Genomic DNA, 24,560 nt, shown 5'->3' with positions numbered 1-24,560 from the left:
GCACACGGGGGGGCGCCCAACCGCCCGTGAACGCGTTTCGCATCCCTTGGAGAGAATGATGAAGGTCGGACGGCGGGGCGGTGGCAAGCACTCCTCCCGTGGCAGCAGCATCCCTGCGGTGCTGCTGCTGATCTGCCTGAGCGTCGTCGGGACTGTCATCTCCGGTGACAAGCTCATGCACCCGCTGGCGGCATGGCCCGGGATGGTCCTCTCGGCCGTCGCAGGACTGACCCTCCTCTGGCACCGCACCCATCTACGTTCCGTGGTGGTTGTGACCACGGTGTGTGCCATGGTGGAAGCAGCGTCGGGCTATCTCCTCAACCCGCTGGCCATGGCTCCGCTGATCGTGGCCCTCTACTTCATGGGCACCCGGGCCGAGCGGCGAACCGTGCGTGACTGGTCCGTGGGCGCTGCCCTCTCTGTCATGGCCACGGGGGTGTTGCTCGGCCCGAGTGGCACCCCGCTCGTTCTGTCCACGGTGAATCCCATGGCCTGGGCATTTCTCCCTGCCGCTCTTGGCAGCTACGTGCAGATGCGCCGAGCGTACGTCTCGGAGGCCCACGCCCGGGCCGAGCACGCCGAGCGGACGCGGGAGGAGGAGGCGCGGTACCGAGTGGCCCAGGAGCGCATGCGCATCGCCCGGGACCTCCACGACGTCGTAGCACATCACCTGACCCTCGCCAACACACAGGCAGGCATCGCCGCACACCTGGCGCGAACTCACCCGGAACAGTCGATCCAAATGCTCGACAACCTGGTCGGTGAGACCGCCTCGGCTTTGCAGGAGCTCAAGGCCACGGTCGGACTGCTGCGCGCGGACACCGACACGGACTCCCCGCTGGAACCGGTGCCCAGCCTCGATCGGCTGCCGGAATTGACGGAGAGCCTGGCAGCGGCCGGACTCCAAGTCGATGTCCGGGTGCAGGGCACCCCCCGCCAACTCCCCTCGACCATCGGCCTGACCGCTTTCCGCATCCTGCAGGAGGCACTTACCAACGTTTCGAAGCACGCCCAGACCCGGGCGGCGCGCGTACGCCTGACATACGCTCCGGACCGTCTGACGCTGAGCGTCAGCAACGACGGCCCCACGAGCGGCGCGCCCGTCTCCTCCACAGGCTTCGGCCTCATCGGTATGCGGGAACGAGCTCAGACGCTCAACGGAACTCTGAGTGCCGGACCTCGCCCCGACGGTGGGTTCGACGTCACCTGCGTACTGCCCCTCGCCCCCACCGGCACACCAGAAAGTTTCGCGTCATGACTATTCGCATCCTGCTGGCCGACGACCAGACCCTCCTGAGGGCCTCCTTCCGCGTTCTCATCGACGCGACCCCGGGCATGACCGTCATCGGAGAGGCCGCCAACGGTCATGAAGCGATCGAACTCACCCGCGCCCACCACCCGGACGTGGTGCTGATGGACATCCGCATGCCGGGCACGGACGGTCTGGCCGCGACCACCGCGATCTGCGCGGACCCCGATTTGTCGGACGTACGGGTACTCATCCTGACCACCTTCGAGAACGACGAATACGTGGCCCAGGCGTTGCGGGCGGGTGCGAGCGGGTTTCTGGGCAAGGGCGCCACCCCCGAGACACTGCTCGATGGGATCAAGACCGTGGCGGCGGGTGACTCCCTGTTGTCGCCCACAGCCACCCGAGCGCTCATCACCCGTTTCCTCGCGGCTCCCGACCCGAGCAGCGCCGTCTCCCTCGAAGGCGTCGACACGCTCACCCAGCGCGAGCGGGAAATCGTGGCCCTGGTCGGGAGCGGGAAGTCCAATGTCGACATCGCCGAGATGTTGGTGGTCAGTCCGCTGACGGTGCGCAGCCATGTCCAACGCGCCATGGGCAAGCTGGCTGCGCGGGACAGGGCTCAACTGGTGGTGATCGCGTACCAGTCCGGTTTGACCGCCGTCGGGCCCAGGCCGTGAGGAACGCCGTGTGTCCGATGATCCGGGTCCGCTTCAACGGCGGGCAGGGCACCACCTCCAGCCTTGGCCGTTGTCTGACCCTGCGGCCCCGCGAAGAACACGAAGCCCTCCGCCGGGCCCGCGCTGAACAGGAGACCGCCACCAGGAAGGACCGTTACAAGACCCGCGCAGGAGTGGCGGGGACCATCTCTCGGGACGTCCAACGCTGCGGCCTGCGCAGATCCCGTTACCACGGCCTGGCGAAGACCAGCCTCCAGCACCAGCTCACCGGAGCAGCGATCAACCTCGCCCGCACCGACGCCCACCTCACCGGCGTTCCACGAGCCCACACCCGAACCAGCCAATTCGCAGCGCTTTGCCCCGCAGATCGTCAGACCGGCGGGGCAAAATAGACGGGCCCCGATTTAACCAACTGTGTCCTCGGCGGAGTGGGGTTCGTCCGTGCCCTGCGGAGCCGACCGCAGGTACTGTTCTGGTGTCGATGCAGAACAGGAGCCAGTATGCACGCTCTGCTCGAAGACCACACCGGTGTGCGGATGGCGCGGTTGCGCCGGGAACGCCACCTCACTCAAAGAGCGGCCGCAGAGCTGGCCGGGATTCCATACAGCACTTACACGAAGACCGAGCAGGGTGTCATTGCGGCCACCCCGCACGTCATCGTTGCTTTTCCCGCGGCCTGCGGATCGAGGTCGCCCCGGTTGTCGGCCAGCCCTACACGGATGAGTTGCGGGCTGACGAACTCGACGTCCTGATACGGCCGATCAGGGAAGCTCTGGACGTCTACGACCTCGGGGCCGATTCCGACATCCGGCCGCGAGATCTCGACGAACTCAAGCGCGACGCCGATGCACTCCTGGTGGCTGTCCGCGCCGGCGAGATCAAGAAGGCAGCCAGTAACGTCGCTGGGCTCATCGAGGAGGGCACCACCACGGCCCATGCCTTGAACAGCACGGAGGGCTGGCTGACGCTCGCGTCCTTCTACCGCACGGCCTACGACGTCGCAGCCAAGCTCGGATTCCCCGATCTTGCACAGCTTTCACTTGCTCGCATGCACTGGGCCGCAGAACGAGGCTCCGATGCCGTCCTCGGCGGCATGTACCAGTACCTCCGTGCCCTCACCTACCTGAGCTAGGGGAAGTTCGAGATCGGGCGGCGTCTTGTTGACAGAGGGTTGTCCGCGCTCCAGCAGGCGGACCAGTCCCACGAACGCGACGTCGTCACCGGGCAGTTCCACCTCGGTGGTGCCGTGATGGCCGGCCGAGCTCACGATTCAGGTAGGGCCCTGTCTCACCTCGAAGAGGCGGAACGGATCGCGGGGACGACTGTAGAAGCTGTCAAGGTGCACTACCTGACCTTCGGCCCCACCAACGTCAAGGTGTACCGGGTCTCCGTCCTGGCTGAGCTTGACCGGTACGGCGAAGCAGTCGAAGCCAACGGTGGCCTCACCATCCCGCAGGACCGGCCGAAGTCTCGTACGAGTCACCACTACGCCGAGGTGGCTCGCGCACAGATGTGGACCGGGAAGCTCGAAGCTTCCTTCCAGAGCCTCCTCAAGGCTCGCAAGACGGCGCCGCAACAGGCGAAGTACCACCCGACGGTGCGGGAGACGTACAGCGGATTGGAAGCCGCACATCGTAAGGCTTTGGCCCTAACTATCATCAGCTCGTGATAGTTAGGGCCTAGTTGTTGCGGGTCAGGACGTTGGTGACGTGAGTTGTTGGCAGATCAGCTGGTGAGCAAGTTGTGCCGTCGCGAGCAGGTCCTCGCGAGCCGTGTCGACGTTGGACCGCACTGACAATCCGTGCCAGACGGATTGGATGAGCCCGGTCAGGACCGTTGCGTTGGTACCCGCGGCTAGTTCCCCGGCCTGCCGACACCTCGGCAGGCCGGACGGTCGTACGCCACCTGCGGATCCTTGCGCCCGGCTCAGTGCCCGCGCCCGACCTGGCCGACGTTGCCTCGGATATGACGGTCGTGCCCAAGGGACCAGCGAAGACACGGGAGTCGGCCGGCGACGACTACCATCGCGCGCTCGCCGAGCACCGTCAGACCGCCCCGCCCCGCCTGGTCGACCAGGACATCGTGATGGCGGTCGAACGGCAGACCAAGGGGATGCGCGAGCTCAGCGCCCGTGCGTTCCCGGAGCCGGAGAGCGTGCTGGATGAGGAGCTGGCCTCCATCGAGACGGCCCGCGGCCGGTGCCGGAGTGAAGGCGAAGTCTCGCGTTAGACGGCCCTGTGTTGGGCCCGCGAAGAACGTGCGGCACGGGAGACGGGTGTGGTCCGTCCGGGCCCGGTGCAGGGCCGGCCCCAGGGCTGATTCAAAGTCCTGGTGATCATGTTTCGGTGCAGGTCAAGCGAGTCCGATCAGGTCGAGCGGGTGCGTGAAGGGCACGTAGGAGACCTGTCGTAGCCTGGCGGCGATGCTGCGGTGACCGCCATTGCGGAGTGTGTTGACTGCGAGGTTGCGCAGTGTGGCCATGTTCGCCGACCCGTGCCCGGTGCGGACTTTGGAGGCGTCCTCGGCAAAGGCCGTGTCCCTCACGTGTGGTGCACGGACTCGATGCCTCAATGGCCGCGGGCGAGTTGCCCGAGACGCTGCGGAGATGTCTGACAGGAGGTCATATTGGTGATTGCGTAGACGGTCTGCCGGGTGGTCTTCCCGTTCTTGACGTCGGTGCGGTAGCGGTGGATCTTCACAGCCTGCGCGACGTGCGGAAAGCCCAGACTGAGGCCGGTGACGTGCGTAGCGCGGCGTGCCTGCACGCGGGTGGTGTGCAACGCGTCGGCGGTGACCGTCACGCCGGTGAGGTCGAAGGGCGCCAGCAGCGCAGCGACCTCGGTGGTCTTGCCCGGCACCGGGAGTTGGGAGATGACGCGTCCGGAGCCGGTGACGGCTGACAGCGGGTGAACGGCGTCGTCGGTGTCAGTGCGCGAGCCGCGGGCTCTTTTGCCGTCCACGGCCATCTGCCCGGCGTCGGCCGGGGCGGAGCCGAGCAGGTCTGCGAGCCCGCCGGGGCACACCAGGGTGAGCACACGGCGAATCGTGGAGGTGGCAGGAGCGGACCGGATGCCGAGCGGACCGCGGGGATGGATGCCCAGGCGGGCGAGGGAATCCTGCGGAGCGTTGCGCGCCCACTGGCCGATGGCCAGGTAGGAGCGGGCCCCGGCCGGCACCGCGCAGGTCGCGCTCAGCAGCCATCGGCCACGGCGGTCACGTGGATCCGACAGTGTCGCCAACCGTTTTGCGATGTCGAGCAGTTCACGCTGGCGTGGCAAGGGCGACTTGGCAGATCACCCCGTCAACCGGAGCCTCGTTGTCTTCGTGACGGCCCGCCACCACCCCTTCACACCTCCGTGACCAGCAACTCTTCAAGGTCACCAGCACTTTGAATCGGCCCTGTGAGTGGGACGACACTGCAATGCCAACCAAAGTTGACTGAATTCTTATCGAAACTGGCCAACTGCTGCCCAGTCCTATGTGGGTCGACGTATTCATCTAATAATTAACGCGCCACCACTTTCGCCTTAATTCACTCTTCCGAGTGACCCTAAAGGTAAAGAGCGCATCAAATAGTTTGTGATACGGTTCACGAGAGGGGGGTGGGTGATGCTCCACCGCTAAGGTGTTGGGACGGACCCGCCATGGAGGTACCAAGGCAAGGTGGGGACAAGGGAACGGCCGCCCGGTAACCCTGGTCACTACACCAGGCGGACGGCCGCTCTTACCTATTTACCTGTTACCGCAGGTCAGCGGCCCGGTTACCGCCGGGCCGTTGTGCTACCTCGGGGTTAGATCCGGTCAAGGAGCTTTCCGAGGATCTTGCCGGCCGTCTCCACGATCTTGAGCTTCAGCTCGTGACTGCGACCCCTGCGGCGCTCCGCCTCCTCATCCGTCAGTTCCGAACGCTTCGGCTCTTCAGGGCGACTCGACATCGCGCCTCCGATCTCTAGGGTTATCGGATTAATCTGCGAGACACCCGAAAATTTGTCCGGATGCCTCGTCGATCCATCCGCCCCGAAAGTCGGCGCACATCAATCTAAGGCCCGCCAGCCGTCGACCCAAATCCGTTCGGGAAAAAACTTCAGCAGCAGACCAAATCTTTATCTACATCGCCTTTTCAAACCCCGGTGGACAACAGTAACTGGGTGGGTGAAATATGATGATTCATCCAAGAATCGTTGAGGACCTGTCCGTCGGAGTCCGCAATCTGTACGCGGACGCCGAGGCTCGGCTGCTGGGGATCGTCGCGCGGCAGCTCACCGACGGGTTCGAGGCTCCGGGGCGGGCGGTGGCCGAGCTCGCCGACATCCAGCCGCTACGGCGAGCCGCGCAGCAGGTCGCCGACTCGCTCGCGACTGCGGTCGACCTTGAGGTGTGGACGTGGTCGCCGAGGCGTACAACGTCGGTGCGCGCTGGCCTCGCCGAGCTCGGCGCCCTGGACGACGACGTGCGCCGGATCGCCGAGACGACGCCGGCGACACGCGCCGTGGACCGGCTCGCACGGGAAACGGTCGACCTGGTCACCCCAGCGGCCCAGGTGTGCTCATCACGGCGGTGCCCTGGCGGGCGCGGCGGAGGGCGGGCCACCAGTTGCCGCGGCCGCGGGCAAGAAGCAGGACGCATACGGGCGTGCTGCTGCGGCGTGCGGCGAGGACGTCGCGGACCTGGTCGACTTGGTCGCGGCGGGTCTCCGCGTAGTCGATCGCGAGGAGCAGCGGGTATCTGCTGGTGGCGAGCATGCAGTAGTGGGGTGGCTGCTGGAGTGGGGTGTCGGCAAGGAAGCCGCTGGAGCCGAGGGCGTCGTTCGTCTCGGTCCGCAGCGCGCCGTTGGGGGCGACGACGGTGTTTCTCCGCCGTCTCCCGCCAACGCAGAGCAGAGATCGCTCGAACTGACACCGTAAGGGCTGCACCTTGGTGGAGGTTGTCGAAAGCACCACCCGCCGCTTCAACACCACGCAGTGCAGTTCTGGCGTTCGCGAAACCGTTACAGCGAGCGTGATCACGGGTTCACGGAGACTATGAACACCCCGTTGAACTGTGGAAAAGCATCCACGAGAGAAGACGGAGCCCGATGGCTGGCCAGTTCCCAGACCTCCGAATCAGCCCTGGCAGGAAGGCTTGGGTGTAGGCGATTTCCTCGGCGTCGCCGGTGCCCTGGTAGGCGTCGAGCGTCAGCATGGCGAAGCGGTTGCTCAGCCACTGGTTGTCCAGGGGTTCCAGGGCTGCCGCGACCTCGCGGACCTGGTCCGAGGCGACGTAGCAGACGATGTAGTCGTCGCCCTCGTGCAGGGGTACCCCTCCGAGGATGACGTGCGACAAGGGGTACTCGCCGTTCTCGAAGGCGAGGTCGCCGTCGGTGAAGCAGCGGTGCAGGGCGTCCCAGGACTTGTCGAGTTCGAAGAGGTGGTCCATGTCCCAACGGTCCTCGACCTCTTCGACCAGTGCGATGACATCGTCGTCGCCCGGGCAGGCCAGGATGCGTTCGGCGTCTTGGGCGGTTAGGGCGAAAAGCACCGCGCGAGCCGCCCTCCCACCGCCGCGACGATTTCGTTGGGCGTGATCCAACCACACGACGGCCCGGCGGATGTGTGCGCGTCCTGCTATCGGCCGGCCTGCTGCTTGGCCCGGGTCCGGGCGAGTCGGTAGGACTCGGTGCCGGTCTCGATGATGGTGCCGTTGGAGGTCAGGCGGTCGCGCGCAAGGCCGCCGAGGCCGAGGGCCGGTCCCCGATGGTCACCGTCTCACCGCTACAACCAGTTGTCCCCCGGAGATGCCGTTGCCGAGCCTGACCGAACGCTGGACCGCTCGCTTGCCACCCGACCAGCGTCCTCTTCCAGCGCTTGAGCGCTGGAACCCGCTCCTGCATCATCGACCTGGCAGGGACCCACGATGATCGGCCCGCACCACACCCTGACCGAGCCCGTCTCCGATGCCGCCATCGACACCGCCTGCCGCGTCCTGCGCCTGCCGACCATGCGGGCTCAGTTCGCCGACATGGTCTCCCGCGCCGAACGCGAGCATCTTGCCGGTGGGGCCAACTCGGGCCGGAAAAGTGGGGTCGAGTCAGGACCATTAACGCCACCAGGAGCTCGGCTGCGGCCTGAGAGGTCCATTGGTCGTCCCTGGACGACCTGATTCGGCAACTCGCCGAACGAGGGAACGGCCGCACGGCCACCGTTCCGATCGAGGAACCCAAGTGGCTGTTCCACGGCATCTACCCCGGACAGCCGATCGACCCGCACACCCTCGGCCGGCGTCTGAAGGCGATCGGCGTTCCGCCGCAGCCAGCGCGCCATGCATCGCTGATGGCCAGGGACAGCGGGGGGCAGCCTACGGTAGGTGCCGCCCGCCAGCTCCGCCCCTGCTACGTCAGCAGGTCGTTCGGGTCGGTACAGCAGCCGGCATATAGCAACCACACCACCGATTCCCACGTACCGCTGTGCAGAGCCGCCCACCCGGACTGGGCCTGGAGATCCCTGGCTATGCTGCGGGTTGCCTTAACGGAGGTTGGTGGATACGAACAGGGACAATCCCCGGCGAAAGGTGCGTGTCACGTTTCTCGGGGGCTCCTGACCTGCCCGGCTCGCCCGGCGTCCCTGGCGCCCGTTGGTTCAGGTGGTCCCGGCGCTGAGGGTCTGTGTGACGGATCGGCGGGCCGAGGGTGGTGAGGACGGCCACTCACGCAGGTGGTAGCCGTGCGATGGCTCCTTCGCGGGCATCGCCGGCACCACATCTTGCATAGGTCCCCCTAACGGCTGGCCAACGGACAGCGGTTGGCCGTCACAAGAGTCAAGTGGGCTTCGAAGCTGCGGGAGTCGGCGCACCGGGCAAGGCCGTCGGAAGGTCAGGGCACCGCGTCGAGCAGGTCGAGGGCGCTCTGCTGGCGGGCGGCGTCCGCCTGGTCGAGCGGCCCGTACCAGCGCAGCCCGTACTGGTCGAGGGCGTTGCGGTCGCTCGCGTAGGCGCGGTCCGCCTGCCGCTTGAGGTACGCGGAGTAGGGGTGGTCCGGCAGCACCGAGTCGAGCTTGCCGAGGCCGCGCACGTCGGCGCCCTTGAAGGACGGCCCGTCGGCTCCGCAGTCACCGCTCTCGCACGGATCGCGCAGGATGCCGTCGGAGGTGTGGAGCTGGGAGGTCGTGGTGGCGGCGTCGGCGATCTGCCGTGCGGTGGTGAGCAGTTGGCCGTCGCCCGTGGCCTGGTACAGCTCGGTCAGGGCGCCGAGGAGGACGCCCTGGTTGTACGACCAGACGGCCTGCCCGTTGTTGCCGCAGGTGGACAGGTCGATGCCGTCGTTGACCAGGTGCGAGCCGTTGATCATGCCGGTGCTCTGGAACCAGGACCAGCCGGCCCGGGCGCGGTCCAGGTACGTAGTGTCGCCCTGGACACGGTTGTGGAGAGCCGCGTTGAGCTGGATGTAGAGGGAGTTGGCGATCGCGTTCTTGTACGTCCTCGCCGTGCTCCACCACACCCCGCCGCCGCAGGTGCCGTCCCAGTAGGCGGCCATGTGGTCGGCGTCCGCGCGGGCCGTGTCCAGGTAGCGGGTGTCGCCGGTCAGGTCGTAGGCGGCGACCCAGGCGAGGCCCCACCAGCCGGTGTCGTCGAGGTAGTCGTTGCGGAACTGCCCGCCCTGGGCGTTGATGTTCAGGTCGTAGGTGCGGGCGATCGCGTACCGGTAACTGCCCATGCCCGTCACACGGATGTTGTCGATGACGGCGGTCAGGGCGTTCGCGGAGTTCCACCAGCCGGTGGTGTCGAACAGGCCGGTTCCGTAGTCGTAGAAGGTCATCAGGCCGGTGGCCGCGGCCGTGCGCGGCTCGCCCGCGTTCCAGGTGGTGCGGGCCCAGGGGGTGCACGCGATCTCGGCGCGGTCCCCGGCCTTTCCGCAGGCGCGCAGGGCGCCGACGCCGAGGTTGTTCCAGTCGTCCACGTTGTACATGAGTGTGCGCCAGCCGCGCTGCCCGGTGGGCACGGTGGTGTCGCCCAGCTTGCTGCCCGAACTCCACGTGCGGCCGCCGTCGAAGGAACGGTCGAGCCACACCTCGTCCCCCGGGTTGCCGTTGTCGATGGAGGCCCAGCCCATGGCGTCGGCGTCGTCGAAGTGCAGGACGATCGACCGGGAGTAGACGCTCGCCGTGACCGGAGTGCGGTCACCCGGGGAGAGCGCGGGGTCCCGGGTGTCGCAGTACCTGTTGCAGATGGCGGCCGCCGCGGAGGTGTCGGCGGCGGCCGCCGGGGGCGTGAGCGGGATGAGGACGGTGAACAGAGCCGGAGCGAGTGCCGCCGCCAGTCGGCGAAGAAGGAGGCGGCCTCTCGGTCTGTGCGCGGAGGGCATGGGACCTCCCTGCTTCGAAGGACGGAGGTGAGAGCGCTCTCGGAACGTAGGGAAGGGCAGGCCCGGCGTCAACGTCGCTCACGGGTACGGAAGTTGCCCCCAGGTCTGCACTAAAGGGCACCCGCCAGCACCTCGGCGGCGGCCACCCCGGAGGCGGCCGTGGCACCGTGCGTGAAGATCTGGGCGGCCGAGGGGACGACGGTGCCCGGCAGGCCCATCTCCACGACGATCGCGTCGGGGCGGGCGGCGACCAGTTCCGCGAGGGCCTGCGCCATCCACGCGTGCCGGGCGGCGTCGCGCACCACCACGACCAGGGGCCGTCCCGAGGCGGGCGCGAGGGCCTGCGCCTCCAGCGTCCCGGCCCGTGACAGCAGCTCCTCGCGGCCCACCCGGACGGAGGTCGTCCCGGGCAGCCGCTCGCCCAGCGGGGCGGCCACGCCCCACGGGGTCTCCTTCCCGATGGCCAGGTTGGTGGTGGGCACCAGTTCCACCACGTGCGGTGCGTTGACCAGGGGCAGGGCGTGCCGTACGGCTCCGGCCAGCCGGATGGCGCGGCGGGCCGCCGTGAAGCCGATGCCGTCGGCGTCCCAGGCGGCGGCGCCGACCGGGGTGAGACCCGCCGACCAGGCCGCGAACTCCCGGACGCGAAGGCTCGCTTCGGCGAGCCGTTCCTCCGGCAGGCCGCCCGCCAGGACGCCCTCCGTGAGGGCGTTGACGAGCAGTCCGGCGGTGGCCTCGTCGGCGTTCTCGCCGCCGACACAGACGGCGTCGGCACCGGCGGCGACGGCCCTGACAGTGGCCCCGCCGATCCCGTAGCGGCCGGTCACGGCACCCATCTCGATGGCGTCGGTGACGATGATGCCGTCGAACCCCAGCTCCTGACGCAGCAGTTCGTCCAGGATGCGCCGGCTCAGCGTGGCCGGCAGCTCGGGGTCGTAGGCGGGGACCAGCAGGTGGCCGCTCATCACCGCACGGACGCCCGCGTCGATGGCGGCTCGGAACGGCGGCAGGGCCTGCTCGGCGATCCGCTCGCGGTCGGCGTCGTAGACGGGCAGCCCGTGGTGGGAGTCGACGGCCACGTCGCCGTGGCCGGGGAAGTGCTTGGCGCAGGCGGCGACGCCGGCCGACTGGAGTCCCCGGATCCAGGCGCCGGTGTGCCGTGCCACCACCTTGGCGTCGACGCCGAAGGACCTGACCCCGATGATCGGGTTGTCGGGGTTGGAGTTCACGTCCGCGCTCGGTGCGTAGTCGAGGCTCACACCGGCCGCGCGCAGCTGGCGGCCCAGGTCGGCGGCGACGGCCTCGGTGAGTTCGGTGTCGTCGACGGTTCCGAGTGCGAAGTTGCCCGGCCGGGTGGAGCCGGTCGCCGACTCGATCCGGGTGACGTCGCCGGCCTCCTCGTCGATCGCGATGATCAACTCCCGGTTCTCCGCGCGTAGTTGCCCGGTCAGGCGGGCTACCTGTTCGGGCGTGACGATGTTGCGGGAGAAGAGGACGACCGAGGCCAGTCCGTCCCCGATCTCGCGCAGCACCCAGTCGGGGGCCGTGGTGCCCACGAACCCCGGTTGCAGGACGGAGCGCGCCAGTCGTCGCAACTCCTCGCTGTGCTTGCTGGAGACCATAGCGTGCGCCCTCCTGTTGGTACAGACCAATGCGTCTCCGTCAGCTAACCACCCGTGTCAAGTGGGCCCGGATCGTGCCCTGTTGGTGAAACGCGCCCTCAACTGCGGTGTTTGACAGGATGAGTTGGTCTAGTCCAAGTTGGAGGTACGCGAGTTCGAAGAGGGGCTGGCGCGGCCCGTGGTGCAGTGACCCTGCCGGAGCGGTCCCCGTCCCTCACTCCGCGCAGTTGGCGACCCGGTCGGGCCGCCGGTACCTGAGATCGAGGTGTGGAGCACCGAATGCCCACGACTGACCGTTATCTCCATCGAGCCCCTTCGGACATCCCCTACTTCAGCTCGGACGGCGAGACCTACCTCGCCCGGACACCCCTGCGGGACCTGACGAAGAGCCGCCCGCTGCGAGTCCTCTCCGAGGAGGACTTCGCCCACTGGCAGACGTACGGCTACGTGGTGGTGAAGCAGGCCATCCCCGCCGCCTCGGCCCGCGAACTGCTCGACTTCGCCTGGGAGTTCCAGGGACTGGACCCCGAGCGCCCGGAGACCTGGTACGAGGAGCGCGAGTACCGCTCCGACCTGGACCGGGATCTGCACATCTACGGCTTCGTCGAGGCCTATCACCACCAGCTCATCTGGGACAGCCGCCAGACCCGCCGGGTCTACGACGCGTTCGTCGACATCTGGGACTGCGAAGAGCTCTGGGTGACGCTCGACCGGCTCAACCTGAACCCGCCCAACATCAAGAACCGTGACCGGGCCCTGATCCCGGGCACGGAAGAGGGCTTCGACATCGAGCTGCACTGGGACGTCGACACCACGCTCGGCGTACTGCCGCAGCGGGTCCAGGGGATCATCGCCCTGACCGACACCAGTCCGGAACTCGGCGGCTTCCAGTGCTGCCCCGAGCTGTTCAAGCGGTTCGACCAGTGGAAGGCGTTCCAGCCGGACGACCGGGACCCGATCCGGCCCAGCATCGACCGCGCCGAGTTCCCCGTGGTCCGTCCGGAGCTCGAAGCCGGCGACCTGCTGATCTTCAACGGGCTGCTGGCACACGGCGTGGCACCGAACACCTCCGACCAGACGGTGCGTGCGGTCCAGTACCTGTCGATGATGCCGGCGCTGGATTCCCACGAGGAGCTCAGGCGTTCCCGGGTCGAGTCGTGGCGCACCCTCGCCACACCCGACTGGAACGGAACGCTGCTGGGCGACGCCACACGGCACGAGTCCCTGCGGTACGGGAGGGCCACGCTCGACGAACTCGGCGCCAAGCTGCTGGGCCGCACCTCCTGGAGCGGGGCGGACCTCGACGGTGCAGCGCAGCCGGCCGGAGAAGAGACATGCGCCGAATCTGCCTGACCCTGCCGACCAACAGGCCCTGCACGGCGACGATCACGGCCGTGGCCGAGGAAGCGGCCTACGCCGCCCGGCACTTCGACGTCGAGGTGCACCTCCTGATCCTGGACTCCTGCGCCGCACCGGCCTACGCCGAACACGCCGAGGCCGTGCGCCGGATACCGGACGACCCGCGGATCGTCGTACACCACCTCGACGAGGTGCGGCAGCGGGACTTCCTGCGCCGCACGATCGACCGGTCCGCGGCCACGAAGCCCGACCTCCTGCTGGACCTGATGCTCCCGGCCCGCCTCTCCTACGGCGCCTGCACCAACCGCGCCTTCCTGCTCGCCGCCGCGCTCGGCTGTGAGTCCGTGCACCGCAGGGACTCCGACAGCCGGTACCAGGCCGTGGACGGCGAGCAGGTCTTCCCCGTCCATCACGAACTGCTGTCACTCGGCAGGCGCGCGGCCGACGCCGCTCCCCACGTCACCGAGACCGCACTCGCCGCCGACCGCATGGACCGGCGGGTGGCGATGGTCGGCAGTTCCTTCGTCGGCGAACTGTCCGTGGACATCGGCGAGATACTCCGGATCGACCCCGGCGTGTACCACGACATGGTCGGTCTGTGGGCGCCCGTGGACTGGTCGCCCGAGCAGAAGAGGGAACTCGTCGAGGAGTCCTTCCGGGGCGCGGGCACGGACGCCTTCACCGCGGACCACTCCACGCTGACCGTCGTCGACCCCATGCGCGTCGACATGTGCAACATCGCCTTCCACGGCGTGCACGAACGCGTGCCCCTGCCGCCGGCGACCGACACGATCGGCAGCGACTACTTCCTGATCCACCTGGTCCACGACGCCGCGCTGCCGGGCGTCCTGCACAACCGGAACATCGTCAACTTCTACACCGGCGAACGCCGTACCGACTCCGGGTTCACGGCGTACCAGCTGCGCTTCGTCAAGTTCCTGCTGTCGATGCTCTACTTCAACTTCGTCTACGACCGCATGGCCGGGGCGGGTACGTCGTTGCTCGACGGACAGGGGCAGGTGCGCGCGGCCGCCGTGGCCCGGCTGGCCAGGGAGAGCGCGGGGCTCGACCGGGGCGAGAACGTCCAACGGCTGGACGTCCTCGACGCCGCGTACCGCAAACTCGGCGGCCGGTACGCCGAGTTCGCCGACCTTCTCGACCGGCGCCGCGAGCGCCTCCTCGACGAAGCGCGAGGCGACATCGAGGACTTTGCCCTGCTGACGGAGGCGTGGGAGCCGCTGGTCGGCGCGGCCCGCCGCACCTACGTACCGCGGACGCCCGGGCGGCAGCGGTGACGGCGGCCACGGCCCATGCCTCCGCGACCCTGCTCGCCGCGCTGGCGGGAGCCACCGAGGACGGGATCTTCTTCGACCTGGCCGGGATCCGGCGCGGCTACGACACCCTGCGGCGCGAACTGCCCGGCGTCGACATCCGGTTCGCCATGAAGTCCTGCCCCGTGGACGAGGTCCTCGCCTGTCTCGCGAGCGAGGGCGCGGGGGTCGACGGGGCGAGCCCCCGCGAACTGGAGCAGGCGCTGCGCGCGGGCGTCCCGGTCGGCAGGATGCACTACGGCAACACCGTCAAGTCCGACCGGGACATCGCCGCCGCCCACCGCCTCGGCGTCCGGGACTTCGCGACCGACAGCGTCGAGGACCTGGCGGCCGTCGCGGCCCACGCCCCGGGAGCCCGCGTGTTCTGCAGGCTGGCGACGAGCGGCGACGGGGCGCTGTGGGGACTGAGCCACAAGTTCGGCTGCTCGCCCGCGGACGCGGTGCGGATCCTGGCGGCGGCCCGGGAGACGGGCCTGACACCCTCCGGCCTGTCCGTGCACGTCGGCTCCCAGCAGATGACGGCCGACGCCTGGCACAGCGCCGTCGAGTGCCTGGCGGACGTCCTGACCGCCCTGGGCCGGCGCGGCATCGTCCTGGACCACGTCAACCTCGGCGGAGGTCTGCCGGCCCTCGGATACCTCGACCCGCACGGCCTGCCCCTGGAACCCCCGCTGGACAAGATCTTCGCCGTCGTCCGCGAGGGCATGCGCCACCTCAGGAAAGTCCACGGCGAACACCTCGCGTTCGTCATGGAGCCGGGGCGCCACCTCGTCGCCGACCACGGGGCCATCCGCGCCCGTGTCACCCGTCTCGCCGAGCGGCGCGGACCGGACGGCGAGCGGCAGCACTGGCTCTACCTGACCTGCGGCAAGTTCAACGGCCTTTACGAGATGGACGCGCTGCAGTACCCGCTCGTCTTCCCCACCCACCCCCATGCCGGGTACGTCCCCGCCGTCGTGGCGGGTCCCACCTGTGACAGCGACGACGCCTACCCCCAGGGACACGCCCTCGTCCACGTCCCGAGAGAGCTGGCGTCAGGCGATCCCGTCTGGGTGCTCGCCAGCGGCGCCTACGCGATCAGCTACACGACCCAGGGCTTCAACGGCTTCGCCCCGCTCCCGTACACCTGCGTCGGCGGAGGCCGGCCGTGAACGGCGACGGCGTACGCGTACGCCACATCACCGACACCGACTGGGACGCCATCGCCGCGATGGAATCCCGGGCCTATGCGGAACTCGGCCTCTCGGAGGGTCTCGCGGCCCTGCGGTCCAGGGCGGACGCCTCGCCGGATACCTGCTTCGTCCTGGACGTCGGCGCGCAGCCGGCCGGGTACCTGCTGGCACTGCCGTATCCGTCCTTCGGATATCCGGACCTCGAACGGGCGGAGGAGTCCGAGGTCTCCGTGCGCCACCCACGCAATCTGCATCTGCACGACATCGTGGTCGCGGAACGGCTGCGCGGCAGAGGACTGGGGCAGCGGCTCCTCGACCACCTCACCCTGACCGCCGGTTCACGCGGATTCGAACGGATCTCGTTGATCGCCGTCGGCCGCAGCGAGCCGTTCTGGTCGGCGCGCGGGTTCACCGCGTACCCGGGGATCTCCCCGGACGGATACGGCGCGAACGCCGTCTACATGTCCCGTGCGACGGCCGAGTCGACGAAACGAGTTGATGTGTGTGTTCCCTGTCCGTGATCCCTTCCGCCGCAGCCAGTTGGCCATCGCCGCACTGTTCTGCTCCCTCGGCTTCCAGTACGCCACCTGGGCCTCGCGGATCCCCGCCGTCAAGGCGGACCTCGGGCTGACCGCGGCCGAGGTGGGGGTGCTGCTGATGGCGGCCGGCATCGGCGCCGTGGCCTCGTTCCCGCTGGTGCCGGTGCTCATGAAACGGCTGGGCTCCGCACGGCTGTCGCTGCTGTCGGCCCTCTGCCTGACCCTGCTGCTCGTGGCACTCGCCCTGGCCCCGGACTATCCGGTCGCCCTGCTGGTCATGGTGGCGGACGGCGTCGGCGTGGGGTGTCTGAACGTGGCCATGAACGCACAGGGCACGGCCCTGGAGACCCGGTACGCACGCAACACCATGGCCAGACTGCACGCGACGTTCAGCGCCGGCTCCCTGCTCGCCGCGCTGCTCGCCTCCGGCATGAACGCGGCCACCTCCTCGGTCACGGCGCACTTCGGCGTGGCCGCCGTCGTCCTCGTCCTGCTGACGGCGCTGGCCCGCCCCGGCCTTCTCGAGGACGAGGCTCCCGCGGCGGAGAAGCCGGGCAGGAGCCGCGCCGGATGGAGCCTTCCGTCCCGGGTGACCCTCTGGATGTGCTGCGCCATGGCGTTCGGCACGGTGACCGAGGGTGCCATGAACGACTGGTCCGCGCTCTACCTGCGGGAAGTCGCCAAGTCGACGGCGGAGTTGGCGCCGATGGGCATCGCCGTGTTCTCCGGCATGATGGTGCTGGCCCGCCTCTTCGCCGACGGCTGGCGCAGCCGCTGGGGCGACGGGCGCGTCGTTCTGCTCGGCAGCGCCCTGGCCGCCGCCGGGCTGGCCTTCGCCCTGCTCAGCGGGGGAGTGGCGGCGGCGCTGGTCGGGTTCGCCTGTGTCGGACTGGGTTGTGCGGCCGTGACCCCGTGCGTCTATGTCGCCGCGGCGAAACAGGGCTCGCAGGCGCTGGCGCTGGTCGCGGCCATGGGCACGACGGGCCTGCTGGCAGGGCCGCCGCTCATCGGTTTCGTGGCGAGTTCGAGCAGCCTGGTGTGGGGCCTCGGAGTGGTCGCGGCGGCGGCCGTCGTGGTGTCCCTGTGCAGCACGCGGATCCAGTGGACGCCGGCGAGCGGGTGACCGGTACGGTCGCGACGGTCACGCAGGCTTGCGCCACACCGAGATGTGCTTCGTGGAGTCCTGGGTGAACGCAGAGCCGTCCCAGTCGGCCACCCGGCGCTCCAGCGCGAGGCCCGCGATCCGGGCCATCAGGTCCAGTTCGGCGGGCCACGCATACCGGTGCCGGGAGGCGTCCCGGCGGTAGCGGCCGTCCTCGCCGTCGCGGGTGAGGTGGTGCGAGACCAGGATCTGCTCGACCAGGTCGAAGGTGTCGAAGCCGAGGTGCCCCGCGGAGACGTCGAACGGCACCGCGACCTGCCCCGGTGACAGCAACCGCAGCGGCGGCACCCCGAGTTCGATCACGAACCGGCCGCCGGGCCTCAGATGCCGGGCCGCGTTGCGGAAGCACTCGACCTGCTCGTCCTGGGTGAGCAGGTTCGAGATCGTGTTGTAGACGAGATAGACCAGGGCGAACTCGCCGGGCACGGTGGCCGTCGCCATGTCCCCGATCACGACCGGCAGGGTCTCCTCGTCGGTCTTCCGCCGCAGGACGGCCACCATGTGCTCGGAGAACTCGATGCCCGCGACGGGCACCCCGCGTTCCCGGAGCGGGACACCGACCCGTCCCGTACCGATGGCGAACTCCAACGCCCGCCCGTCTCCGGCGAGTTCGGCGAGGAAGCCGACGGTCGGACCGAGCACGGCGGCCGAGGACATCTCGTTCTCCTCACCGTCGTAGCGGTCGGCCTCGGCCTGGCTCCACAGTTCACTGCTCGTCACGATCGGCCACTGTGCCGGGCGGACGAAGTCGCTGTCCACGGGATTTCCCGGTCGACGGCCCCCTGCCGGCCCGCGCCTGGTCCGGTGTCGGGACCAGACCCAACCGCTGGGCGTGCAGGACGGTGCCGAGGCGGTCGCGGGTGCCGAGCTTGCGGTAGATGTTCTCGACGTGCTTGTGGACCGTGCGCGCCGAGATGCCCAGCCGGCGGCCGATCGCGTCGGCGGTCAGGGCGTCGGTGAGCAGGAGGAGGACGGTGAGTTCACGGGGCGTCAGCGCACAGTCCGCCGCGCTCTCCGCCGGCTCGCCGGCCGTCGCGGACAGCCGGCGCCACTGTTCCAGGAGCCGGCGCTGCTGCTCGACGGCGGCCAGCAGCGGTTGCGCGCGCTCGGCGATCCGCACCTGGTCGTCGGTGAAGTCCGAGCCGGAGCGGTAGACCAGACAGCCGGTGATCGGCGTGACCGTACCGGGCAGCGGTAGCGCCAGTACCTGGTCCAGGTCCAGGCCGTCAGCGAGCACCTGCGCGGTCTCGCTCACCGGCCAGGCGCGGCCCGCGAGCCGACGGGCCGTGACCGGTGCCCGGCCGAGGCCGGCCGCGTAGTGGTGGGCGAACGGGTAGCCCGAGCGCAGCACCCCCAGCGACTCGTCACCGAGCCGGCCCAGCGCGGCGGCGGCAGCGGGCGACATCCCGAGGGTGCCCTTGCCCTCGCTCCAGTCGTCCAGCTTGTAGATCAGCGTCTCCCCGCCGCACAGAGCGGTCACCGCGTCGGCGAGCAGCGGCCAGAGCCGTTCGGGCGCGCGTTCGCTGAGCGCGGCCACGGCCAGTTCGGTGAGGCGTTCATAGGCCCTGTCCAGCCCCTGTAACACGTGTTCCTCTCTGGTCGTGCCCCTACGCAGTTATACGCATACCCATGCAACGGCGGGGTGCCGCATGCTTCAACCTGGCACCGGCACCGGACGGGACGACTCCGGTCACGCGGGCCGCCGGCACGGGGGAGCGGCGGCCCGCATAAGGCCGCCCTGCCCGATCAGCCGCCCCAGGCGGCGGCACACAGCACACGGTCGACCTCGTCCGTGTAGCGTGCCGCGGTCAGCCAGGCCCGGGCGAAGCGGCCGGTGTCCGCCGGAAGGAGACGTCCGAAGGCGTCGCGCGAACGTTCCGCCGCCGCGGCGAGCAACTCGTCGAGGATATCGCCGGCCGTGCCCAGACCGTGCCGGTGCAGACGGCGGGCATCGGCCGTCGAGTCACCCGGGAAGGCCAGCACGCGCCGCCCGCCCGAAACCGCCTGCCCGACCCGCCGGTGCAGCAGGTGCAGGGGCGCCTCGTGTGGCGCGAGCACCGCGTCGATCGAGGCAGGCACAGCTGCATGGGCATGGGCAGAGGGAGTTGCAGGTGCCGGAGTCGGCAGGTCCGCTTGCTGGAGTCGGTCCAGCCCCACGTCGACACGGTTCCCGGCGCTCGTGGGGTGCTCGGTCGCGAGGAGGTGAGCGCGGGCGTGCGGGGCCGTGGCGACTCGTGCGATCACGCGCAGCCGGCTGCCGCGCGCGGCGGCCAGCAGCCGCAGGTTGTCGCGGTGCGGGAGCGCCGGATGGTCGTGCGCCGCCGTCAGCCGCAACGGCACACCGCCGCAGTCGGCCAGCAGACAGTCACCCGCCGCCTCGCGCACCGCGCCGACCAGCGTCACCTCCAGGAACAGCAGATCGTGGCCGCCGCTCAGCGCCCGACCGACCTGCTCGGCCACGGGTACCGCCCACAACCGGTCCAGCGGCGCGGCCCGCCAGTCCGCACCCGGCGCGCGCACCGCCCGTACCCCCGCGCCCGCCCCCAGCCGACCGGTCGGTGACACCGTCGCCCCCGACACCGCGAGGCCCGCCCGCGCCAACTCCCGGTGCGTCAGCGCCGTGTCCCCGACGCGTACGGCACGGTCGGCGGCGCCCACCGCCCGGCCCGCACCGCCCGGTGCCACGTCCGAGAGCGTGTACAGCCGGCCCTCGGCGTCGGCGGTCCAGGTGACCGCACCCGCATAGCCGCTCGCGGTGAGCACCGGCTCCGAGAACAGGCCGTACAGCCGGAGCGAACCGTCCGGCGTGTACGGCTGCCGTACGGTGCCGCGCAGTCCGGCGAGTTCGGCGCCCGTGGCGAACGGGACGCGATGGGCCACGAACAGGGTCTCCGACACGGCGCCGACGAGTTCGGTGAGCCGGAACGCCGGGTCGGCCGCACGGGCCGCGCGCAACGCGGTGACCACGGAGACCGCCGCCGCGGCCGCCCGGGGCAGCCCTGCGAGGCGCGCGGTGTGCGCGGCACGCAGCAACTCCGCCTGCAGCACGGCCCCGGAACCGTCCGTACCGATGTCGAGCACGGCGGCCACGGCGTCGAAAACGGCGTGGGCGGCGGTGCGTTGCGGGGACGTCGCGGACTCTTCGGGGGCGGGTTCCTCATGCCCGGCCGAGAGGAGCGCCGGCTGCTCGGCGACCGCAGCAGACGTGGCGGTCGCCGTGGGCTTCGCGGTCGCGGTGGACTTGGCGGGCTCGGAGTTCTCCGCGCCCTCCGCGTTGCCCGCGCCTCCCATGGTCCCGGCGGTCCCCGTCATGTCGGCCACCGGTGCCGCCGAAGCCCCCGCCGCGCGGTGCAGGCAGCCCGGGGCCAGCAGGCAGCCGCAGCGGATGGCCGCCGCATCGGCCACGAAGCCCCCGGGGGCGGCCAGTTCGAGCTCGGAGCCCTCGTCGTCGACGGTGATGCGCACGGTGTCGCCGTCCCGGACGACCGGCCGGTCCGCCAGTTTGGCGATGCCCGAGTCCAGCCGCTTGCGCAGCCGGGGCGAGAGGGCTGCGACCAGCTCGGCGGTCACGGCCGGGGCGACGGCGGGCAGGTCCCGCTGCGTGCTCGTGCGTTCCGTGCTCATGCGATCTTCTCCCCTACCCAGCGGGCGAGTTCGAGCGGGCTCAGGGCGGCGACCGGCATCCCGGCGGCGACCAGCTGCCCCGCGATGCCGGTGGAGTAGCGGGGGCGCCCCGAGTCGTCGAGGCTCGCACACCCCAGGACCTGACAGCCCGCCCCGACCAGCGCCCTCACCTCGGCGAGCAGTCCGCCGACCGGATAACCCTCCTCGAAGTCGCTGACCACGACCACGAGCGTCCGGGACGGCACGGTCACCAGTTCGCGCGCGTGCCGCAGCCCGGCCGCGATATGGGTGCCGCCGCCGACGCTCACCTCCAGCAGCAGCGACAGCGGGTCCTCGACGTGCCCCGTGAGGTCGACGACCTCGGTGGAGAACGCCAGGAAGTGAGTGGACAGGGTCGGCACCCCGGCCAGTACCGAGGCGGTGAGCGCCGCCCAGATCGTCGACGCCTCCATGGACCCGGACACGTCCGTGACCAGGATCAGCCGCCAGTCGGCGGCGCGCCGGGCCCGGGTCCGGAAGACCGGGCGCTCCGGGATCACCTGGACCGTGCCGTCGGCCGCCCGGCGGGCGGTGGCCAGGTTGGCCCGCAGCGTACGCGGCAGGTCCAGGCCGCCGCCCGGGCGTCGGCTGGGCCGGGGCAGCGCGGTGCCGTGCAGTGCGGGGCGCAGCCGGGTCGCCAGCTCCCGGGTCAGCGCGTCCACCAGCCGCCGGACCAGCGGGCGCAGCGCGGCCAGCCGGGCCTCGGGCAGTCCGCCCGCGTGCCGCAGCACCGAGCGCAGCAGGTCCACGGAGGGCCGCACGCTCTCCGGATCCAGCTCGGCCAGCACGTCCGGCCGTCCCGTCTCGGCGGCCGCCGCCAGCACCTCCTCCCGGATGCCCGGCCCGAACAGCGCCGCCAGTTCCTCCGACCACTCCCGCACCCCGGGATACGACGCCTGGCGCCCGCCGCCCCTGCCGCCGAGGTCGCCCCGGCTGCCCTCGCCGCGGCCGCGGCCGTACAGCTCGTCCAACGCGGTGGCCAAGGAGCGCGCCGACTTGGGAAGTTGGTCGGTACGGCGGCCGAGCAGCAGACGCCAGCGGTCGGCGGGGGCCAGCCGGTGGTCCGTCACCGCCACGGCGGCGCCGGCCGGCTCGGGCTCCTTGCGTACCCTTGGCGGAGGCAGCAGGCCGAGCGTGCGCAGGGTTTCGCGTGCGGCGAGGTCAGCGCGGGTCCAGGTGGCCAGCCCGGCCGGGTCGATCGCGCCGGTGTCGGCCACCCGGTCGACGCCGACACGCTCCTCGACCCCGGTCAGCAGCCGCTCACGGTCGGCCGGGCTCAGTGTGTCGAAACCGCCGCGCAGGGCCGGCAGCCGGTCGAGGAAGTCCCGGTCGGACAGCCCCGACACCCGGTCGACCAGGGGCTCCAACGCCGGTGCGGCCGCCTCGAGCAGCCGTCCGGCGGCCGTCAGCAGACCCGTCAGCCGGGCGGCGAGCGCGGACCGGGACTCGGCGTCGACCGCCCCGTCCACCCAGGAGGCGACCCGGCCGCCGAACGACTCCGGTTCCTCCTGCCCGAGCAGCACGCGAACGGCTCCGGCGGCGCCCCGCATCAACGGGGAGCCGTCGGCGGCCAGCCGGGCGAGGGCGTCGGCGAGCCGGATTCCGCCCGACAGGTCGGCGCGGTGCGCGAGTTCGAGCAGGGCGCGGGCGTCGGCCGGGTCCTCGGAACCGGTCAGGCCGTCCACCTGGCGCACCGCGGCCGCGGTCAGCAGCTCGGCCACGGCGACGGCCCTGGCCGTACGGTCCTCGTCAGGGTCGAGACCCGCGATGTGACCGGTCCTGAGCCGGTCCAACAGGGCCAGCCCGGCGAGGAGTTCGGGGAGGGTGCCGGCGGCCTGGAGCACCTCGGCGGTGTCGTCGAGCCGCTCCGCCACGAGGCCGGGCAGGCCGCTGTGCGCCGCCTGCTCCAGGCCGTCGAGCACCTGCGCCGCCGTCGGGCCACCGGCGTCCCGCTCCTTGCGGCTCCGCTCGCGCAGCAGGCCTTCGGCCGCCTGGGCGAGGGTGACCCCCCGGATCCCGGCCGCCGTCAGCATCGCGGCGGTGGCCGGGGTCCAGCGCACCTCCCAGCGCGAGGTGAGGGCGTCCGCACCGCCCGTGCCGGTCACCGACCTGCGCTCGGCGTACGGCACGGAGCACAACATCAGGCGGCGCAGCAGCAGTTCGCGGCGGCGGTCGAGATCCGAGCGGAGGGGGTCGAGCCGAAGGTCCCGGGCGGCGCCGGGGCCGCTGTCCGCGGGGCCCGGCAGGCCGAGTTCGGTGAGCTCGGCCTCCACGGCCGGGGCGAGACCGCTGCGGGGCGCGCCGGGCGCGGGGCGGCCGACCCGGTCGCCGACCAGGACGTTCTCCATCGCCCTTGCCACCGCTCGGCCCCGGCCGTAGGGCTCGCCCTGCGTCAGTACGGTCTGGACGGCCTCGACCAGTTCGCCGCGGCCTGCGGCGGGAAGGCCGCGGAGGCGGGCGAGGTCTCCGGCGAGGCGGGTGATCTCGCGGGCGTCGGCGGGGCCCGAGGGGTGGCCCAGTTGCCGGAGTTCGGCGGAGATGCGGACGGCCGCGCGGGTCAGCATGTCATTCAAAACGTCGGGTTCACCGGCCGCTTCGAAGACCATGTGCTGCCACTCGGGGTCGCGGATACCGGCGGGGTAGCCGGAGCGCTCGTCCAGGAGGGCGTAGGTGTAGGGGATGAGGGAGGTTGTCCATTCGGGTGCGGGCTGGTGGGGGCTTGTCGCGCCCACGCGGCGGTAGCCGCAAATCGAATGCAGCCCCGCGCCCCCGAGGGGGCGCAAGAGTGCCGGAGTGTGAAAGGCACCCACTACCATGCAGGCGCGCTTACCGTCTGCCGTCGCGGCGGCCAGCCGAGACCGCATCCACTCCTCGCGTCGCAGGTCCACCTCCGACACGGCCGACTCCTCCCGGAGCGCCCACCCCGTCAGCAGCGCCGCCCGCCGCAGCGCCTCCGGTGTCGAACCGGGCGCGGCGGCCTCGACCAGCCGGTCCCAGAGGTCGTCACCCGGCCGCCCGGTGAGCCGGGAACGCAGGACGTCCGACAACCGACCTGGCCCCTGCGCGGCACGCTCACCTTCCCGCCACCCCCGATCCGCCAGCGGCAGATCGCAAGCGACCACCGGCACCCGGTTCCGTGCGGCCCACCGCACCGCCGCCAGTTCCGGGGAGAAGTCGGCGAACGGATAGAACGCCGGGCCGCCGCTGCCGTCGGCCGGTGCCGCCGCGAGGGCCACGGGAGCCCCGGTCTCCTCGTGGGCGAGCCACGGCAGCCACTCCTGCAGCTCCGCGGGCAGTTCGACGAGCAGCACCTCCGGCTCGGCCGCGGCCAGCAGCGCGGGTACGGCGGCGGCCAGGGAGGGCGCGTGGTGCCGTACGCCGATCAGGTACGGCCCGGCCGGATCGGTGAGGGCGGCGAGGGCCGCCTCGGGGGAGTCGGACACCGGGG

The 24,560-nt window shown here is 70.6% G+C and carries 22 protein-coding genes and 2 pseudogenes; 12 read left to right on the top strand and 12 right to left on the bottom strand.

The window, feature by feature from the left end; translation table 11 throughout:
- Positions 1-58: 58 nt before the first annotated feature.
- The 7 genes and pseudogenes from ACFWPS_RS39425 (at position 59) to ACFWPS_RS39395 (ending at position 4,158) form a co-directional block, all read left to right on the top strand.
- Positions 59-1,258 (top strand): sensor histidine kinase, encoded by a 1,200-nt coding sequence (locus ACFWPS_RS39425; RefSeq protein ID WP_383714777.1) that lies wholly within the window; start codon positions 59-61, stop codon positions 1,256-1,258.
- On the top strand, positions 1,255-1,929 hold the full coding sequence (locus ACFWPS_RS39420) for a response regulator (protein ID WP_383714774.1): 675 nt from the start codon (positions 1,255-1,257) through the stop codon (positions 1,927-1,929). The genes ACFWPS_RS39425 and ACFWPS_RS39420 overlap by 4 nt, the downstream gene beginning before the upstream one ends.
- Positions 1,930-1,997: 68 nt before the next feature.
- A pseudogene (locus ACFWPS_RS39415) lies at positions 1,998-2,321 on the top strand (transposase); the annotation flags it as partial.
- A gap of 108 nt (positions 2,322-2,429) precedes the next feature.
- Positions 2,430-2,681, top strand: a complete 252-nt coding sequence (locus ACFWPS_RS39410) for a helix-turn-helix domain-containing protein (RefSeq protein WP_383714771.1) — start codon at positions 2,430-2,432, stop codon at positions 2,679-2,681.
- The gene (locus ACFWPS_RS39405) at positions 2,654-3,061 is read left to right on the top strand and encodes a hypothetical protein (RefSeq protein ID WP_383714768.1); all 408 of its coding nucleotides are present in this window, start codon (positions 2,654-2,656) and stop codon (positions 3,059-3,061) included. The genes ACFWPS_RS39410 and ACFWPS_RS39405 overlap by 28 nt, the downstream gene beginning before the upstream one ends.
- Positions 3,062-3,268: 207 nt before the next feature.
- The gene (locus tag ACFWPS_RS39400; RefSeq protein WP_383714765.1) at positions 3,269-3,598 is read left to right on the top strand and encodes a hypothetical protein; all 330 of its coding nucleotides are present in this window, start codon (positions 3,269-3,271) and stop codon (positions 3,596-3,598) included.
- 305 nt (positions 3,599-3,903) lie between these two features.
- Positions 3,904-4,158, top strand: a complete 255-nt coding sequence (locus tag ACFWPS_RS39395) for a hypothetical protein (protein WP_383714763.1) — start codon at positions 3,904-3,906, stop codon at positions 4,156-4,158.
- Positions 4,159-4,281: 123 nt separating this feature from the next.
- Here ACFWPS_RS39395 and ACFWPS_RS39390 read toward each other — a convergent pair whose 3' ends face one another.
- The 8 genes and pseudogenes from ACFWPS_RS39390 to ACFWPS_RS39355 all read right to left on the bottom strand — a co-directional run bounded on the left by ACFWPS_RS39390 (position 4,282) and on the right by ACFWPS_RS39355 (position 11,886).
- The gene (locus ACFWPS_RS39390) at positions 4,282-4,410 is read right to left on the bottom strand and encodes a hypothetical protein (RefSeq protein WP_383714761.1); all 129 of its coding nucleotides are present in this window, start codon (positions 4,408-4,410) and stop codon (positions 4,282-4,284) included.
- 86 nt (positions 4,411-4,496) lie between these two features.
- Positions 4,497-5,207 (bottom strand): hypothetical protein, encoded by a 711-nt coding sequence (locus ACFWPS_RS39385; RefSeq protein ID WP_383714760.1) that lies wholly within the window; start codon positions 5,205-5,207, stop codon positions 4,497-4,499.
- A gap of 513 nt (positions 5,208-5,720) precedes the next feature.
- Positions 5,721-5,864, bottom strand: a complete 144-nt coding sequence (locus ACFWPS_RS39380) for a hypothetical protein (RefSeq protein ID WP_383714757.1) — start codon at positions 5,862-5,864, stop codon at positions 5,721-5,723.
- 588 nt (positions 5,865-6,452) lie between these two features.
- Positions 6,453-6,671, bottom strand: coding sequence for a hypothetical protein (locus tag ACFWPS_RS39375; protein WP_383714754.1), 219 nt, complete (start codon positions 6,669-6,671; stop codon positions 6,453-6,455).
- A 277-nt stretch (positions 6,672-6,948) separates the two neighbouring features.
- Positions 6,949-7,446 (bottom strand): DUF1877 family protein, encoded by a 498-nt coding sequence (locus ACFWPS_RS39370; protein WP_383714752.1) that lies wholly within the window; start codon positions 7,444-7,446, stop codon positions 6,949-6,951.
- 86 nt (positions 7,447-7,532) lie between these two features.
- Positions 7,533-7,625 (bottom strand): annotated as a pseudogene (locus tag ACFWPS_RS39365) (AAA family ATPase); the annotation flags it as partial.
- Positions 7,626-8,776: 1,151 nt separating this feature from the next.
- Positions 8,777-10,264, bottom strand: coding sequence for a glycoside hydrolase family 76 protein (locus tag ACFWPS_RS39360; protein WP_383714749.1), 1,488 nt, complete (start codon positions 10,262-10,264; stop codon positions 8,777-8,779).
- Positions 10,265-10,374: 110 nt separating this feature from the next.
- Entirely contained in the window at positions 10,375-11,886 is a 1,512-nt protein-coding gene (locus ACFWPS_RS39355; RefSeq protein WP_383714746.1) for a glycoside hydrolase family 3 protein, read from the bottom strand.
- Between the two features lie 279 nt (positions 11,887-12,165).
- Here ACFWPS_RS39355 and ACFWPS_RS39350 point away from each other — a divergent pair, with 279 nt between their 5' ends.
- The 5 genes from ACFWPS_RS39350 to ACFWPS_RS39330 are packed head-to-tail and all read left to right on the top strand — an operon-like array spanning position 12,166 to position 17,410.
- Positions 12,166-13,239 (top strand): phytanoyl-CoA dioxygenase family protein, encoded by a 1,074-nt coding sequence (locus ACFWPS_RS39350; protein ID WP_383714744.1) that lies wholly within the window; start codon positions 12,166-12,168, stop codon positions 13,237-13,239.
- Positions 13,221-14,540 (top strand): DUF6271 family protein, encoded by a 1,320-nt coding sequence (locus ACFWPS_RS39345; protein WP_383714741.1) that lies wholly within the window; start codon positions 13,221-13,223, stop codon positions 14,538-14,540. The genes ACFWPS_RS39350 and ACFWPS_RS39345 overlap by 19 nt, the downstream gene beginning before the upstream one ends.
- Positions 14,537-15,727 (top strand): type III PLP-dependent enzyme, encoded by a 1,191-nt coding sequence (locus ACFWPS_RS39340; protein ID WP_383714739.1) that lies wholly within the window; start codon positions 14,537-14,539, stop codon positions 15,725-15,727. Before ACFWPS_RS39345 ends, ACFWPS_RS39340 begins: the two co-directional genes overlap by 4 nt.
- 59 nt (positions 15,728-15,786) lie before the next feature.
- Positions 15,787-16,269: a GNAT family N-acetyltransferase gene (locus tag ACFWPS_RS39335; protein ID WP_383714780.1), complete on the top strand. Its 483-nt coding sequence runs from the start codon at positions 15,787-15,789 to the stop codon at positions 16,267-16,269.
- Complete coding sequence (locus tag ACFWPS_RS39330; protein ID WP_383714738.1) at positions 16,247-17,410, top strand: MFS transporter; 1,164 nt, start codon at positions 16,247-16,249, stop codon at positions 17,408-17,410. The genes ACFWPS_RS39335 and ACFWPS_RS39330 overlap by 23 nt, the downstream gene beginning before the upstream one ends.
- Before the next feature lie 18 nt (positions 17,411-17,428).
- On the opposite strand, the gene ACFWPS_RS39325 is transcribed toward ACFWPS_RS39330, so the two are convergent.
- From ACFWPS_RS39325 to ACFWPS_RS39310, 4 genes are all read right to left on the bottom strand, one after another.
- Positions 17,429-18,169, bottom strand: a complete 741-nt coding sequence (locus ACFWPS_RS39325; RefSeq protein WP_383714735.1) for a class I SAM-dependent DNA methyltransferase — start codon at positions 18,167-18,169, stop codon at positions 17,429-17,431.
- Positions 18,156-19,034 (bottom strand): LuxR C-terminal-related transcriptional regulator, encoded by an 879-nt coding sequence (locus ACFWPS_RS39320; protein ID WP_383714733.1) that lies wholly within the window; start codon positions 19,032-19,034, stop codon positions 18,156-18,158. The genes ACFWPS_RS39325 and ACFWPS_RS39320 overlap by 14 nt, the downstream gene beginning before the upstream one ends.
- Before the next feature lie 161 nt (positions 19,035-19,195).
- Positions 19,196-21,073 carry a hypothetical protein gene (locus ACFWPS_RS39315; RefSeq protein ID WP_383714730.1) on the bottom strand — a complete coding sequence of 626 codons (1,878 nt, stop codon included), beginning with the start codon at positions 21,071-21,073 and terminating at the stop codon, positions 19,196-19,198.
- Complete coding sequence (locus ACFWPS_RS39310) at positions 21,070-24,555, bottom strand: DUF5682 family protein (RefSeq protein WP_383714728.1); 3,486 nt, start codon at positions 24,553-24,555, stop codon at positions 21,070-21,072. Before ACFWPS_RS39310 ends, ACFWPS_RS39315 begins: the two co-directional genes overlap by 4 nt.
- Positions 24,556-24,560 lie beyond the last annotated feature (5 nt).

The organism is Streptomyces sp. NPDC058457 (assembly GCF_042720695.1).
In the GTDB taxonomy this organism is placed as follows: Bacteria; Actinomycetota; Actinomycetes; order Streptomycetales; family Streptomycetaceae; genus Streptomyces.
This window is presented reverse-complemented; position numbering and strand designations above follow the sequence as displayed.